The sequence below is a fragment of the Delftia sp. WSY_10 genome, from assembly GCF_043104705.1.
Lineage (GTDB): Bacteria > Pseudomonadota > Gammaproteobacteria > Burkholderiales > Burkholderiaceae_C > Comamonas > Comamonas tsuruhatensis.
Genome location: NZ_JBICKY010000056.1, coordinates 385,431 through 399,057, shown reverse-complemented (window position 1 = coordinate 399,057; position 13,627 = coordinate 385,431). Strand labels below are relative to the sequence as shown.

The 13,627-nt window shown below is 68.2% G+C and carries 13 protein-coding genes; 6 read left to right on the top strand and 7 right to left on the bottom strand.

Translation table 11 applies throughout. The features are described from left to right. The first annotated feature begins 140 nt into the window (after window positions 1–140). The 4 genes from ACF8ML_RS24435 to ACF8ML_RS24420 all read left to right on the top strand — a co-directional run bounded on the left by ACF8ML_RS24435 (window position 141) and on the right by ACF8ML_RS24420 (window position 5,141). The gene (locus tag ACF8ML_RS24435; protein ID WP_016446596.1) at window positions 141–1,457 is read left to right on the top strand and encodes an ABC transporter substrate-binding protein; all 1,317 of its coding nucleotides are present in this window, start codon (window positions 141–143) and stop codon (window positions 1,455–1,457) included. 173 nt (window positions 1,458–1,630) lie between these two features. After that, on the top strand, window positions 1,631–2,464 hold the full coding sequence (locus ACF8ML_RS24430) for an ABC transporter ATP-binding protein (protein ID WP_016446597.1): 834 nt from the start codon (window positions 1,631–1,633) through the stop codon (window positions 2,462–2,464). A 198-nt stretch (window positions 2,465–2,662) separates the two neighbouring features. After that, window positions 2,663–3,910, top strand: coding sequence for a phenylacetate--CoA ligase family protein (locus ACF8ML_RS24425; RefSeq protein ID WP_016446598.1), 1,248 nt, complete (start codon window positions 2,663–2,665; stop codon window positions 3,908–3,910). 241 nt (window positions 3,911–4,151) lie between these two features. Next, window positions 4,152–5,141 (top strand): tripartite tricarboxylate transporter substrate-binding protein, encoded by a 990-nt coding sequence (locus ACF8ML_RS24420; RefSeq protein ID WP_016446599.1) that lies wholly within the window; start codon window positions 4,152–4,154, stop codon window positions 5,139–5,141. Window positions 5,142–5,250: 109 nt separating this feature from the next. Here ACF8ML_RS24420 and ACF8ML_RS24415 read toward each other — a convergent pair whose 3' ends face one another. Both ACF8ML_RS24415 and ACF8ML_RS24410 read right to left on the bottom strand, forming a co-directional pair. Next, window positions 5,251–5,766, bottom strand: a complete 516-nt coding sequence (locus ACF8ML_RS24415) for a hypothetical protein (RefSeq protein ID WP_016446600.1) — start codon at window positions 5,764–5,766, stop codon at window positions 5,251–5,253. A 64-nt stretch (window positions 5,767–5,830) separates the two neighbouring features. Continuing rightward, window positions 5,831–6,715, bottom strand: a complete 885-nt coding sequence (locus ACF8ML_RS24410) for a LysR family transcriptional regulator (protein WP_392408212.1) — start codon at window positions 6,713–6,715, stop codon at window positions 5,831–5,833. A gap of 151 nt (window positions 6,716–6,866) precedes the next feature. On the opposite strand from ACF8ML_RS24410, the gene ACF8ML_RS24405 reads away from it, so the two are divergent. After that, window positions 6,867–7,850 (top strand): aldo/keto reductase, encoded by a 984-nt coding sequence (locus ACF8ML_RS24405; RefSeq protein ID WP_392408210.1) that lies wholly within the window; start codon window positions 6,867–6,869, stop codon window positions 7,848–7,850. A gap of 22 nt (window positions 7,851–7,872) precedes the next feature. On the opposite strand, the gene ACF8ML_RS24400 is transcribed toward ACF8ML_RS24405, so the two are convergent. From ACF8ML_RS24400 to ACF8ML_RS24390, 3 genes are read right to left on the bottom strand one after another with little or no spacing between them, the layout of a single operon-like run. Next, window positions 7,873–8,202, bottom strand: coding sequence for a DUF1840 domain-containing protein (locus ACF8ML_RS24400; protein ID WP_016446603.1), 330 nt, complete (start codon window positions 8,200–8,202; stop codon window positions 7,873–7,875). A 33-nt stretch (window positions 8,203–8,235) separates the two neighbouring features. Beyond that, window positions 8,236–9,564, bottom strand: a complete 1,329-nt coding sequence (locus ACF8ML_RS24395; RefSeq protein ID WP_016446604.1) for a class I SAM-dependent methyltransferase — start codon at window positions 9,562–9,564, stop codon at window positions 8,236–8,238. 24 nt (window positions 9,565–9,588) lie between these two features. After that, complete coding sequence (locus ACF8ML_RS24390; protein WP_016446605.1) at window positions 9,589–10,197, bottom strand: hypothetical protein; 609 nt, start codon at window positions 10,195–10,197, stop codon at window positions 9,589–9,591. A 22-nt stretch (window positions 10,198–10,219) separates the two neighbouring features. Here ACF8ML_RS24390 and ACF8ML_RS24385 point away from each other — a divergent pair, with 22 nt between their 5' ends. Continuing rightward, window positions 10,220–11,491 (top strand): aminopeptidase, encoded by a 1,272-nt coding sequence (locus ACF8ML_RS24385; protein WP_392408348.1) that lies wholly within the window; start codon window positions 10,220–10,222, stop codon window positions 11,489–11,491. Here ACF8ML_RS24385 and ACF8ML_RS24380 read toward each other — a convergent pair. Together ACF8ML_RS24380 and ACF8ML_RS24375 are read right to left on the bottom strand one after the other, a co-directional pair. Then, window positions 11,443–12,870 (bottom strand): ATP-binding protein, encoded by a 1,428-nt coding sequence (locus ACF8ML_RS24380; protein ID WP_392408209.1) that lies wholly within the window; start codon window positions 12,868–12,870, stop codon window positions 11,443–11,445. The two genes, ACF8ML_RS24385 and ACF8ML_RS24380, sit on opposite strands and share 49 nt — an antisense overlap. Beyond that, a complete protein-coding gene (locus tag ACF8ML_RS24375) occupies window positions 12,863–13,537 on the bottom strand; it encodes a response regulator transcription factor (protein WP_016446608.1) in 675 nt (224 codons plus the stop codon). The genes ACF8ML_RS24380 and ACF8ML_RS24375 overlap by 8 nt, the downstream gene beginning before the upstream one ends. Window positions 13,538–13,627 lie beyond the last annotated feature (90 nt).

Here is a 13,627-nt window from a genome sequence, read left to right as displayed (position 1 = left end):
CCTCGGTGTCCCTGACCTGGGGCTCGCCAGTTCCACAGATGGCGCCAGGAAACATGGAATGTTTGATTCTGATCGAGACAGGGCGCCACAGAGTGCCGGATAACCGGGGAATCTTCCCCAGCCAACTAGGAGACAACGTCATGATGTTCAAGAAAGTCGCCATCGCCGCCGCCACCGTCGCAGCCGGAATCGGCGGCCTCGTGGCCGCCCCCGCCGTCCAGGCCCAGGACCAGTTCGTGCCGCTGCTGGTCTACCGCACGGGCCAGTTCGCTCCGCTGGGCATTCCATGGGCCGATGGCAAGCAGGACTACATCAAGCTGGTCAACGCCAAGGGCGGCATCAATGGCGTGAAGATCGCCTACGAGGAATGCGAGACGGCCTACGACACGGCCAAGGGCGTGGAGTGCTATGAGCGCCTGAAGGGCAAGGGCGGCGGCGCGGCGGGCTTCGATCCGCAGTCCACCGGCATCACGTTCGCCGTGACGGACAAGGCGCCCGGCGACAAGATGCCCATCATCACCACGGGCTACGGCCTGTCGCAGTCGGCCGACGGCAAGGTCTTCGAGTGGAACTTCCCGCTGCTGGGCAACTACTGGACGGCGGCCGACTCCATCATCCAGGACATCCTCAAGAAGGAAAAGGGCAGCCTCAAGGGCAAGAAGATCGCCCTGGTCTACCACGACTCGCCCTATGGCAAGGAACCCATTCCGCTGCTGCAAAAGCGCGCTGCCAAGGAAGGCTTCGACCTGACGCTGCTGCCCGTGACGGCGCCCGGCGTGGAGCAGAAGTCCACCTGGCTGCAGATCCGCCAGCAGCGCCCCGATTACGTGCTGCTGTGGTCGGCCGGCGTGATGACGCCCACGGCCGTGCGCGAGGCGCAGGCCACCGGCTACCCGCGCGAGAAGATGTACTCCATCTGGTGGGCCGGCTCGGACCATGACGTGAAGGACATCGGCGCCGGCGCCAAGGGCTACAACACCGTGACCATCCACAACACGGCCGAGCACGACAAGGTGCACGACGAGGTCAAGGCCATGGTCTACGACAAGGGCCAGGGCACGGCCACCGACGCCAAGGAACTGGGCGCCATGGCCCATACGCGCGGCATGGTGATCTCCATGCTGCAGGTGGAGGCCATCCGCACGGCACAGGAAAAATACGGCAAGGGCAAGGTCATGACCTCCGAGCAGGTGCGCTGGGGCCTGGAGAACCTGAACCTCACGCAGGAGCGCCTCAACGAGCTGGGCTTCGGCAAGATCATCCGCCCCGTCAAGACCAGCTGCGACAACCACCTGGGCACCGACTGGTCGCGCATCGCCCAGTGGGATGGCGCCAAGTGGAAGGTGGTCTCCGACTGGTACCAGGCCGACAAGTCCATGGTCGAACCGCTGGTCAAGGAGTACGCGGACAAGTACGCCAAGGAAAAGAACGTAAAAGCTAGAACTTGCACCCCCTGAGGCGCTTGCGCGCCTTCGCCCTCTCTACCCGCTTCGCGGGGGAGGGGGACGACACCCTCGGTGCGGGGCGGCCCTTCCTCGGTGTCCCTGAGTTGGGGCATGCCCCGCGCAGAGATGCTTCGAGAGTTGCGGCCCCGCACTCCGCTTTCGTATCAACGCCCATGGACGACGCCATGACCACCGCACCCACCTCCGCCCCGGCCGCCAGCGATCCGCTGCTCGTGGTCAATGGCATCGAAGTCATCTACAACCATGTGATCCTGGTGCTCAAGGGCGTTTCGCTCCAGGTGCCGCGCGAGAGCATCGTGGCCATCCTGGGCGGCAACGGCGCGGGCAAGACCACGACGCTGCGCGCCATCTCCAACCTGCTCAAGGGCGAGCGCGGCGAGGTGACCAAGGGCACGATCGAGCTGGAGGGCGAACGTATCGAAAGCCTCACGCCCTCCGAGCTGGTGCAGCGCGGCGTGGTCCAGGTCATGGAGGGGCGGCACTGCTTCGCCCACCTGACCATCGAGGAAAACCTCATGACCGGCAGCTACACGCGCACTGACAAGGGCGAGATAGCGGCCAACCTCGAGAAGGTCTACAACTACTTTCCGCGCCTGAAGACGCGCCGCACCTCGCAGGCCGCCTACACCTCGGGCGGCGAGCAGCAGATGTGCGCCATCGGCCGCGCGCTGATGGCCAATCCGCGCATGGTGCTCCTGGACGAACCCTCGATGGGCCTGGCCCCGCAGATCGTCGAGGAGGTGTTCAACATCGTCCGCGACCTCAACAGCAAGGAAAAGGTCACCTTCCTGCTGGCCGAGCAGAACACCAACATGGCGCTCAAGTACTCGGACTACGGCTACATCATGGAAAGCGGCCGCATCGTCATGGACGGCGCAGCCTCGGACCTGGCCAGCAACGAGGATGTCAAGGAGTTCTACCTGGGCGTGGGCGGCGGCGAGCGCAAGAGTTTCAAGGACGTGAAAAGCTACAAGCGCAGAAAACGCTGGCTTGCATGAATACCCCCTGAGTCGCTTCGCGCCTTCCCCCTCTCGCGTCGCGGGGGGGACGACACCCTCGGTGCGGGGCGGCCCTTCCTCGGTGTCTCTCGCCTGGGGCCGCGCCGGTTTCGCAGGCAACGGCGTTGCTGAATTTCTGGAATAAACCACTATCACTGGCCGGACTCCATCTGCCCTTTTCCACATACAGGACTAGCCATGAGTGCCTTCTACGACGCGCTGGAGACGCGCACCCCTGACGAACGCGAAGCAGCGCTGCTGGCCGCCCTGCCCCGACAGATCGCCCATGCGCAGCAACAGTCGGCTGCCTTCGCCCGGATCCTGGACGGCGTCGACGCCGCGCAGATCACCAGCCGCGAGGCCCTGGCCCGCCTGCCGGTGACGCGCAAGTACGAGCTGCTGCAGCGCCAGGCCGAGCAGCGGCCCGCGCAGATCTTCGGCGGCTTCAACGCCATCGGCCTGGGCCAGCCCATGCCGCGCCTGTTCTGCAGCCCCGGCCCCATCTACGAGCCCGAGAGCCGCCGCCCCGACTACTGGCGCATGGCGCGCGCGCTGCATGCCTCTGGCTTTCGGCCCGGCGAGCTGGTGCACAACTGCTTCAGCTACCACTTCGTGCCCGCGGGCTCGATGATGGAAAGCGGCGCCCATGCGCTGGGCTGCACGGTGTTCGCAGGCGGCACGGGCCAGACCGAGCAGCAGGTGCAGGCCATGGCCGACCTGCGTCCCGCCGGCTACGTGGGCACGCCCAGCTTCCTCAAGATCATTGTGGAAAAGTCCGTGGAGATGGGCCTGCCCATCCCGTCCGTGACCAAGGCCATGGTCTCCGGAGAGGCCTTTCCGCCCTCGCTGCGCGACTGGCTGGCCGAGCGCGGCATCGCGGGCTACCAGTGCTACGCCACGGCCGACCTGGGCCTGATCGCCTACGAGACCGAGGCGCGCGAAGGCCTGGTGCTGGACGAGCAGGTCATCGTCGAGATCGTGCGCCCCGGCACGGGCGACCCCGTGGCGCCCGGCGAGGTGGGCGAACTGGTGATCACCACCTTCAACCCCGACTACCCGCTGATCCGCTTCGGCACGGGCGACCTCTCTGCCGTGCTGCCCGGCCAGTGCCCCACGGGCCGCACCAACGCACGCATCAAGGGCTGGATGGGACGCGCCGACCAGACCACCAAGGTGCGCGGCATGTTCGTGCACCCGGGCCAGATTGCCGACGTCGTGCGCCGCTTTCCGCAGGTGGGGCGCGCAAGGCTGGTGGTCACGGGCGAGATGGCCAATGACCAGATGCAGTTGCTGGTCGAAACCCGCGAGACCTCGCCGGGCCTGGCCCAGCAGTTGTCCGACGCGGTGCGCGAAGTGACCAAGCTGCGCGGCGACGTGCAGATGGTGCTGCCGGGCACCCTGCCCAATGACGGCAAGGTGATCGAAGACGCGAGGTCGTACAAGTAGCCACCGAGGCGCGGGGACGGTGGCCGCGCCGCCGCGCAGCCGGCGCAATCCCTGAAAACATGACGCCTGTCAAGCCTCCAAGGGTTTGCACTAGATCAATGGCAAGGGAATCTGCTGCGGCGCAATAGAAACAATTCTTAAAATTCGTCTCCTCGTGCATTCGGTTTCTTTTGCGTGTTTGCCCTTTAGGGCGAAAACGCATCGCCCCCTATCATTTGCACGCCATTCACCTGGAGACACTATGAAAGCATTGTTCAAGATCGCAGCCATCGCCCTGGCAGCCGGCGCAGCCATTGGCGCTCATGCGCAGGACTATCCTGCCGCAGGCAAGACGATCACCCTCATCGTGCCGTTCACCGCAGGCGGCCCGACCGACAAGGTGGCCCGCGATCTGGCCGAGTCCATGCGCAAGCATCTGAACAATGCCACCATCGTGGTGGACAACGCCGACGGCGCCGGCAGCACCATCGGCACGGCCAAGGCTGCACGTGCCCGCCCTGACGGCTACACGCTGCTGATCAACCACATCGGCATGTCCACGATCCCGTCGCTGTACCGCAAGCTGTCGTTCAACGTGCTCAACGACTTCGAGTACGCCGGCATCATCAACGACGTGCCCATGACCCTGATCGGCCGCCCCAGCCTGCCGGCCAAGAACTTCGCCGAGGTCAAGGACTGGATCGGCAAGAACCAGGGCAAGGTCAACCTGGCCAATGCCGGCATCGGTTCCGCCTCCCACCTGTGCGGCCTGATGCTGCAGGCGGCCATGAAGACCGAAATGACGCCCGTGCCCTACAAGGGCGCCGCGCCGGCCATCGCCGACCTGATCGGCAACCAGGTCGACCTGCTGTGCGACCAGACCACCAATACCACGGGCCAGATCACGGCCAAGAAGGTCCAGGCCTATGCCGTGACCACGCCCAAGCGCCTGGTCATGCCCGCACTGAAGGACCTGCCGACGCTGGCCGAAGTGGGCGTGCCTGACTTCCAGGTCACCATCTGGCATGGCCTGTACGCGCCCAAGGGCACGCCGGCCGACGTCGTCAAGAAGGTCAACGAGGCCATGAAGGCTGCCCTCAAGGACCCCGAGTTCATCAAGCGCCAGGAAGCCCTGGGCGCCGTGATCGCCAGCGACGGCCGCATCGAACCCGAAGGCCACAAGAAGTTCGTCCAGGCCGAGATCGAGAAGTGGGGCAAGGTCATCAAGGCAGCCGGCACCTACGCCGACTGATCCCGAGGACCACCACCGCGACGGATCGCCCAGTTGCAACCACGATCAAGCCCGGCTTCGGCCGGGCTTTTTCGTTGGCGGGGACGGCGCGACAGCGGCGATGCAGGGTTCAGGGCGCCGGCCCGCGCAGCGCCATCACGGCCTGCCAGCTGCCGCCGCGCTGGCTTGCGTTGTAGAGGTTGCTCTGCGTGTTGCCGGGACCTTCGTAGTAGCTGCCGCGCATCAGGCATTGCGATCCCGAGGCCGTGCAGTGCACAAGCTCGACGCCGAACATCAGCGCCGGCCGGCCGCTGGCCCGGTCCAGCACCTGCTCGCCGCCCTTGCCCACGTCGCAGGCCGAAGCCGGCCGCACCTGGCTCTGGCCGCTGAGCAGGGCCAGCGTGCCGGCATCGGGGTCCAGCAGCGCCCATCCACGGCCGTTGCCTATGCAGTAGGCCGCCGCCTTGGGGCCGAGGTTGGAGGCGTTGTCCAGAAACAGCAGCGAATACACGGCCGCCGCCGCTCCCGGGGGCGCCTGCGGGCCGGTGGGCGCCTTGGGCCTGTCGGCGCAGGCGGCCAGCGCCAGCGTGGCGGCCAGCGCGCCCAGCCAGGGCAGGAATCGGGAGGAATGACGGAGGCGGTGCATGGAAGTCCTTTCTTTCTCGCAATCTGCGTGCGTGTTTAACACGGCGCGCGGCCCCTGCTGCGGCTCAGGCCGGGCCTTCGAGTTCGGCATGCCGCCGCTCGAACAGTTCAATGAGGTGGTCCGCCACGGCCCGCACCCGCCGCGAATGGGCAAGGTCGGCATGCATGGCAAGCCAGATGGGCTGATCGACGCCCAGCTGCGGCTCCACGCAGACCAGCCCCGCCTGCCGCGCCAGGAAATGCGGCAGCACGGCCAGGCCCAGGCCCGCCTGGGCCGCGGCCATCTGCGCGGACAGGGTGTTGGTCTCCAGCCGGCAGGGACGCCCGCGCAGGGCGCGCGCCATCCAGCGTGCGGCGGGCAGGTGGGCTTGGCTGTCGTCCCAGCCGATGAAGGCGTCGCCTTCGAAGGGGTCCGGGCCGCTCCGGCCAGCGCGGCCAGCAACATGGCCGGCCGATCCGTACAAGCCGAAACCCAGCGTTCCCAGGCGCCGGATCGTGACGTGGCCGGCCTCGGGCTGGGTCATGCGCACGGCCAGGTCGGCATCGCGCCGGTGCAGGTTCAGCGTCTGCACGCCGCTGACCAGCTGCACGCGCAGCCCCGGATGGCGCGCGAACAACTGCGCCAGCGAGGGCACGATCAGCGGGTTGGCCAGGTTCTCGGCCGTGGCCAACCGCACCACGCCCGCGACCTGCGCCTGGCTGTGCGCGGCATCGCCCAGGGCCTGGGCCGCCTGCTCCAGCGTCTCGGCCGGGGTCAGCAGCGCCTGGCCGTCGGCCGTGAGCCGATAGCCGCTCTGATGGCGGCTGAACAGCGGCATGGCCAGCGCGGACTCCAGCCGGTCCAGCCGGCGCGAGACCGTGGCCACGCCCAGCCCCAGCGCGGCCGAGGCGCCGTTCAGGCTGCCGGCGCGGGCAATGGCCAGGAAGATGCGGGCGTCGTCCCACTGCAATGAAGTGCTCCTTGGTTTTCCTGGAAAGCCCTTGCGCAGAGCCTTTGCGGAAATGTTTTCCGGAAATGGAAGATCGAAGCGCGATTTTCTCAGTAGGCAAGCCCACCCCGGAAAACCATACTGGCCCCTTGTTTCAGCAAGAGGATATGCAATGCAACAACGCACACTTGGCCACGATCTGCAGGTATCCGCCCTGGGCCTGGGCTGCATGGGCATGAGCGAGTTCTATGGCCCGCGCGACGACGCCCTGGCGCTGCAGGCGCTGGACCATGCCGTGGAGGCCGGCATCGACTTCCTGGACACGGCCGATGTCTACGGGCCGCACCACAACGAGGAGCTGATCGGCCGCTTCCTGGCATCGCGCCGCCCGCGCGTGAAGATCGCCACCAAGTTCGGCATCGTGCGCAAGGCCGGGGAGTACCGGCGCAGCATCGACAACAGCGCGCAGTACGCGCGGCAAAGCTGCGAGGACTCGCTGCGGCGCCTGGGCGTGGAGCGCATCGACCTGTACTACGTGCACCGCGTCGATGCCACGCGGCCCATCGAAGAGACCATGCAAGGCCTGGCGGGCCTGGTGCAGGAAGGCAAGATCGCCCGCATCGGCCTGTGCGAGGTCAGCGCAGCCACGCTGCGCCGCGCCCATGCCGTGCACCCGGTGGCGGCGGTGCAGACCGAGTATTCGCTGTGGACGCGCGAGGTGGAGGACGAGGTGCTGCCCGCCTGCCGCGAGCTGGGCGTGGGGCTGGTGGCCTATTCGCCGCTGGGGCGCGGCTTTCTCACGGGACGCTTTCATGGCGGCACGGCCTTCGAGCAGGGCGATTTCCGCGCCAGCCTGCCGCGCTTTCAGCCCGGCAACATCGACACCAACCAGGCCCTGGTGGGTGCCGTATCGGCCCTGGCGCAGCGCAAGGGCAGCACGCCTGCGCAGATCGCCCTGGCCTGGCTGCTGGCCCAGGGGCTGGACGTGGTGCCCATTCCGGGCACCCGGCGCATCGCCCATCTGCAGGACAACCTGGGCGCGCTGTCCGTGGCACTGACGCCCGGCGAGCTGGACGAGCTGCGGCGCGCCAGCGACGAGCTGCCCGTGGCCGGGCAGCGCTATACGGAGGAAGGCATGAAGGGCATCAACGCCTGACGGGCCAGCGGGGGCCGCCGGCTTACCAGGTGACGTCGCTGTTCTCGGCGGCGCTGCGGCGCAGCATGTCGATCATGGGCGCAGCGCGCTGGCGCAGGCTGACGGCATCGCGTGCGCCCGGTGCGGCATTGTCCTGGTCGCCATCCTGCGCATCCTCTTCCTGGTTGGCCTTGCGGCGGGCATCGTCATCGGCCACGGCGGCTTCCAGCGCATCGATGGCGGCCGGGATCTGCTGGACGGTGATGATGCCGCTGGCGCCGGGCGTCTTGCCGACGATCTCCAGGACCTGGCGGCCGTTGGATTCGAGCATGATGACGTCGGCCGTGGCACGGGACTTGAACTTGTAGAGCATGGCTATCCTTTTTCTGTGTGGCGTGTCATGCACTCAGCGGTACATGTACTCGCGGTTGAAAGCATAGTCCGATTGGGCTCCCACCATGGACCCCGACTGCAGCCGTCCGTCGGGATGCGTGCACAGCATCTGGTGCAGGGCGATCCAGCCGCGCTCGAAGCCCATGGCGCAACCCGCCAGATAGAGCCGGTAGGCGCGCAGCACCTTGGCGGCACCTTCGGCATCGGCATGCTGCTCAAGGATACGCTGCGCCTGCGGCAGCTGGGCCTCCAGTGCGTCGGACCAGTTCCACAGCGTGCGTGCGTAGTGGGGCCGCAGGTTCTCCGTGTCCACCATTTCCAGCCCGCTGTGGCCCATGTCGTGCAGCACGCGGCTCACATGCATCAGCTCGCCGCCGGGGAAGATGTAGCGGTCGATGAACTCGCCCATGCCCGCGCCCAGCTGGGTGTTGTCCACGCCGCCCGCGGTGATGCCGTGGATCAGCGCCATGCCGCCCGGGCGCAGCAGGCGGTGCACGGTCTGGAAGTACTCGGGCAGCTGGGCCTGGCCCACATGCTCGAACATGCCCACCGAGCCTATCTTGTCGAAGGGCTGGCCGGGCGCCAGCGCGCGGTAGTCCAGCAGTTGCATGTCCACCCTGCCCTGCAGGCCGCGCTCGGCAATCAGCTGCTGCACATGGCGGTGCTGGTTGTGCGAGAGCGTGATGCCCGTGGCGGTGACGCCGTAATGCTCGGCCGCCCACAGCAGCAGCGCGCCCCAGCCCGCGCCGATGTCCAGGAAACGCTCGCCGGGCCGCAGGTCCAGCTTGCGGCAGATGTGGTCGAGCTTGGCCTCCTGGGCCTGGGCCAGCGTCATCTGCGGATCGCGGAAGTAGGCGCAGGAATAGACGCGGCGCGGGTCCAGCCACAGGCCGTAGAAGTCGTCGGAGATGTCGTAGTGGAACTGGATCTGCTGGGCGTCGCGCGCCAGTGTGTGCGCGGCCATGGAGCGCATGCGGGCCATGGCATGCACCCACCAGTGCGATGTGCCGCGCACCGGATCGGATTGCAGCAGGCTGGCGGCCACCGCCATCACGTCGCGCATGCGGCCATCGATGCGTACCAGCCCCTCCACGATGGCACTGCCCAGTGTCCCTATCTGCCCGGCCGCCAGGCTGGCCATGGCCGCCATGGACTGGAAATGCAGCACCACCTGCGCATCCGCAGGACCGGCGCGCTGGCCGGACGGCAGGATCACGGCCACGGGAACAGGGAGAGACGCCAGCCGCGCCTCGATGGAGCTCAGCACTTGTGTCATGGCGTTCATTTTTGACAGCAAGCCGCACTGCGTCAATCGCAGCCTGGGCTGTGCATGGCGGGGCATGGCGCCCCGCCACAGAGGGGGCGATCAGGCGATCAGCTGCCTGTAGTCGCGCCGTGTCTGGTCACTCACCGAAGCAAGCACTTGCTCGAAGGGCGTCTTGTGCCGTGCGACCAGCCGCAGGGATGCCACGGCGCGCGATTTGCAAAACCAATGACAGGTGTACTGCATGAGCAACAGCTCGGCCGTCATCATGAAGGCGCGCGCACGGCGTTCTTCCTCGGTGGCGCTGTCGGCCACGCGCACGGAGGCAATGCCGCGCGCATGCAGCTGCATGGCTTCGCGCAGATCGAAGCCGGACGACGGGAACAGCCGGTCCAGATAAGGCAGCGCCACGGGCAGCGTGCTCACGCGCGTGAGCTGCGGATCGGCCGAGGCCATTTCCTTGGCAAAGCGCTGGAACTGCTCGACCAGGCTGGTTTCGGTGTTGTCCAGCACGGTCCAGATCTGGGCGCGGCGCTGCTCGTCGTTCTCGCCCAGGGCGCGCAGATAGCCTTCGATCAGGCCGCCCATCAGCTTCTCTATCTGGAAACGCCCCAGATACTGGGCCAGCAGCAGGGTATGCCGGCGCTGCTCCTGCGTCTTGAGAAGGTAGATTGCGATGAAGACAATGATCGCCAGCGTGAAGAAGTCCATGAAAGCAGCAAGGGGGCCAAGGGTGCGTGAAGGCTTGAGTGTAGTCAGGCGCGGCCTGCCCGCGATTTTGGCGGGCATAGGCCTGCTGCTGGGCGGCTGTGCCAGCACGGGGGCCGGCGGCGACGGCCTGGGCTATTACTGGCAGAGCCTGCGCGGCCAGATACACCTGCTGCAGGCCAGCCGCCCCATTGACGACTGGCTGCAGGACGACAACCTGGCACCCGCGCTGCGCGAGCGCCTGCTTGCGGCCCAGCGCATGCGCAGCTTCGCCGTGCAACGGCTGGGCCTGCCCGACAACGCCAGCTACCGCCGCTACGCCGATCTGCAGCGGCCCTTTGCCGTGTGGAACGTGGTGGCCGCGCCGCCCGACAGCCTGGAGCTGCACCGCTGGTGCTTTCCCGTGGCCGGCTGCGTGGGCTACCGGGGCTACTTTTCCGAGGCAGACGCCGTGGCCCAGGCCCGGCTGCTGGCCGACCAGGGCCTGGAGTCCGGCAGCTACGGCGTGCCCGCCTATTCCACGCTGGGCTACCTGAACTGGCTGGGGGGCGATCCGCTGCTCAACACCTTCGTGGGCTGGGGCGAGGGCGAGTTCGCCGGCCTGCTGTTCCATGAGCTGGCCCACCAGGTGGTCTACGTGGCCGGCGATACCGCCTTCAACGAATCCTTTGCCACCACCGTGGAGCGCCTGGGCACGCCGCTGTGGCTGGCCACCGAGGCCGGCCCCGCCGCCCGCGCACGCTGGGATGCAGGCCAGCTGCGGCGCGCGCAGTGGCGGGCACTGACCGGCCACACGCGCCAGGCGCTGCAGCAGCTCTACCAGGACCCGCAGCAGCGCGGCCCCGCCATGCCGCAGGCCAAGGCGCAGATCTACCAGCAGTTCCGCAGCGACTACGCCGCGCTGCGCGCGCAATGGCGCAGCGCCGATGCCGCTCTGCTGACCACCGATGCACAGCGCCAGCTCTACGACCGCAACCAGGCGCGGCTGGACCAGTGGGTGGCCGATGCCAACAACGCCAGCTTTGGCGCGCTGGCCGCCTACGACGACTGGGTGCCTGCCTTCACCGCGCTGTGGAAAAAGGCGCAGACCCAGGCGCCGGCCCATGCCGGCGGCGAGGCCGCCCAGGGCTGGCAGCGTTTCTATGCCGAGGTAGAGAAACTGGCCGCCCTGCCTGCCTTGCAGCGCAACACAAGGCTGTGCGGGCTCATGCCCGCCGATGCGCCCCTGCCGCCTGCCTGCGCCCCGGATCAGGACCGTGCGTCGGTATCCACGGACGGGTCGCATCCCGGCAACTGAATGCGGGCCAGCAGGCCGTTGGAACTGCCGGGCAGCGGCGACTGCAGCTCCAGGCTGCCGCCATGCTGGGCCACGATCATGGACACGATGGACAGGCCCAGGCCGTAGCCCGGCGACGCCAGCTCCCGCACGGTGCCCTGGGGCAGGCGCAGGTCGTCCACATGGCGCACATGGCGCTCGCGCGCGGTGCTCAGCGCCGCCGCATCCATGCCCGGCCCCTCGTCGCGCACCTGGACGGTGTGGCTGTCGCAGACTTCGAGCAGCACCTCCGAGCCATCGCTGTAGCGCAGCGCGTTCTCCACCAGGTTGCGCAAGGCAATGGCCAGCGTGTCCACATCGCCCGCCACCGGCCCGCAGGGCTGCTCGGGCAGCACCACATCCAGCCGCAGCTGGGTGGATTCGTCCTGCTGCCAGAACTCGGAGGCCACCATGCTGGCCAGCGCGTCCAGCCGCACCTCGTCCTGCGCCAGCGCCGAGCCCGAGGCCGCGCGCGACAGCTGCAGCAGCTTTTCCGTGCGCTGGCGCAGCCGCTCCAGCGCCTCATAGGCCGCGCGTACATCGGTGTTGTCCACGCCCCTGTCCAGGGCCGTCTGCAGGCGCAGCGTGGCCACGGCCAGCGGCGTGCGCAGCTCGTGGGCCGCATTGGCTGCCATGGAGCGCTCCACCTGCAGCGCATGCGACAGGCGCTGCATCAGGTGGTTGATGCCCCGGCCCAGCCGCCACAGCTCGCGCGGCATGGCGTCCAGGTCCAGCGGCTCCAGGTTGGAGCCGCCGCGCTCGCTCAGCTGCAGCTGCATGTCGCGCAGCACGCGCAGGCGCCGCCGCGCGGTCACGCGCAGCGCCCAGCCCATGAGGGCGAGCATGACCAGCATCACCGAGCCCAGCGCCAGCAGCGCCCGCTGCAGCGCCTCGCTGCGCTCGACCATGGGATCGGCCAGCATCAGGAACAGCGGCTGCCGGGGATGGGCCACCACATAGATGCGCCAGCCCTCGCGCTCGTAGAAGCCCTCGCGCATGGGCACGGCAAAGGCCGCCACGGGGGCGGCCTGGGTGCGCAGCAGCACGTTGCCGCGGCCGTCCTGCAGCTGGTAGACCAGATCCTCGGCCTCGTCGCCCGGCTGCGAGGCCACATGCGGGCGCTGCACGCCCTCGCGCGAGTGGTCTTCCTGTTCCAGCTGGTGCACGGCCACCTCCAGCAGGCGGTGGCCGCTGTCGATCATTTCCTGGTCGAAGTTGTGGTGCACGATGTGGCTGACATACCAGGCCAGCGCCAGCACGCAGGCCAGCCAGACGGCGGCCAGGGCCAGTGTCAGCTCGCGGGCCAGCTGGTCGGCCAGACGGGGCGGCAGCGCCAGGCTGTAGCGCTGCGGCTCATCCATGCTCGAGGGCCAGGCGGTAGCCGGTGCCGCGCACGGTCAGGATGCGGTCGCGCCCGAGCTTGCGGCGCAGCCGGCTGATGAACACTTCCAGCGTGTTGCTGTCGGCCTCGGCATCGAAGCCGTAGAGCGCATCGAGCAGATGCTCGCGCGCGTGCACACGCTGCGGCTGGGCCGTGAGCACGCGCAGCAGCGCCCATTCCTTGGGCGTGAGCAGCAGGGTGCGGCCGGCGTCGCGCACCATTTCACGGGCCAGGTCGATCTCCAGCGTGCCCATGCGCAGCACGGCGTCCTGCCCGGCCTGCATGCCGCCGCCGCGCCGGCTCACGGCGCGCAGGCGGGCCAGCAGTTCCTCGGGGTCGTAGGGCTTGACCAGATAGTCGTCGGCCCCCGCATCCAGCCCGCGGATGCGATCGCTGACCTGGTCGCGGGCCGTCAGCACGATGGTGACGGGAGGCTGCGCCAGCCGGCGCAGCGTGGGCATGAGCGCCAGGCCGTCACCGTCGGCCAGGTGCAGGTCCAGCAGCACGGCCGCGTAGCTGGCACCGGCCAGGCAGGCGCGCGCCTGGGCCAGAGAAGGCACGCTGTCGATCAGAAAGGCCTTGGAGCGCAGATAGCTGCCCACCGCCTGGGCCAGGGCCTCATCGTCTTCGACCAGCAGGATTCGCATGGGAGGTTGGGCCTTCGCACATCAGGATGCGCACCGGATACGGACTGAACAAGCGTGGCGCAAGGGGGGGGGCGGCAGGGGTTCAAGCTG

What these genes read in the sequence shown, in the direction of transcription:
- ACF8ML_RS24435 (WP_016446596.1), top strand. Translation starts at nt 141, where the DNA reads ATGATGTTCAAGAAAGTCGCCATCGCCGCCGCCACCGTCGCAGCCGGA.
- ACF8ML_RS24430 (WP_016446597.1), top strand. Translation starts at nt 1,631, where the DNA reads ATGACCACCGCACCCACCTCCGCCCCGGCCGCCAGCGATCCGCTGCTC.
- ACF8ML_RS24425 (WP_016446598.1), top strand. Translation starts at nt 2,663, where the DNA reads ATGAGTGCCTTCTACGACGCGCTGGAGACGCGCACCCCTGACGAACGC.
- ACF8ML_RS24420 (WP_016446599.1), top strand. Translation starts at nt 4,152, where the DNA reads ATGAAAGCATTGTTCAAGATCGCAGCCATCGCCCTGGCAGCCGGCGCA.
- ACF8ML_RS24415 (WP_016446600.1), bottom strand. Translation starts at nt 5,766, where the DNA reads ATGCACCGCCTCCGTCATTCCTCCCGATTCCTGCCCTGGCTGGGCGCG.
- ACF8ML_RS24405 (WP_392408210.1), top strand. Translation starts at nt 6,867, where the DNA reads ATGCAACAACGCACACTTGGCCACGATCTGCAGGTATCCGCCCTGGGC.
- ACF8ML_RS24400 (WP_016446603.1), bottom strand. Translation starts at nt 8,202, where the DNA reads ATGCTCTACAAGTTCAAGTCCCGTGCCACGGCCGACGTCATCATGCTC.
- ACF8ML_RS24395 (WP_016446604.1), bottom strand. Translation starts at nt 9,564, where the DNA reads ATGCCCCGCCATGCACAGCCCAGGCTGCGATTGACGCAGTGCGGCTTG.
- ACF8ML_RS24390 (WP_016446605.1), bottom strand. Translation starts at nt 10,197, where the DNA reads ATGGACTTCTTCACGCTGGCGATCATTGTCTTCATCGCAATCTACCTT.
- ACF8ML_RS24380 (WP_392408209.1), bottom strand. Translation starts at nt 12,870, where the DNA reads ATGGATGAGCCGCAGCGCTACAGCCTGGCGCTGCCGCCCCGTCTGGCC.
- ACF8ML_RS24375 (WP_016446608.1), bottom strand. Translation starts at nt 13,537, where the DNA reads ATGCGAATCCTGCTGGTCGAAGACGATGAGGCCCTGGCCCAGGCGGTG.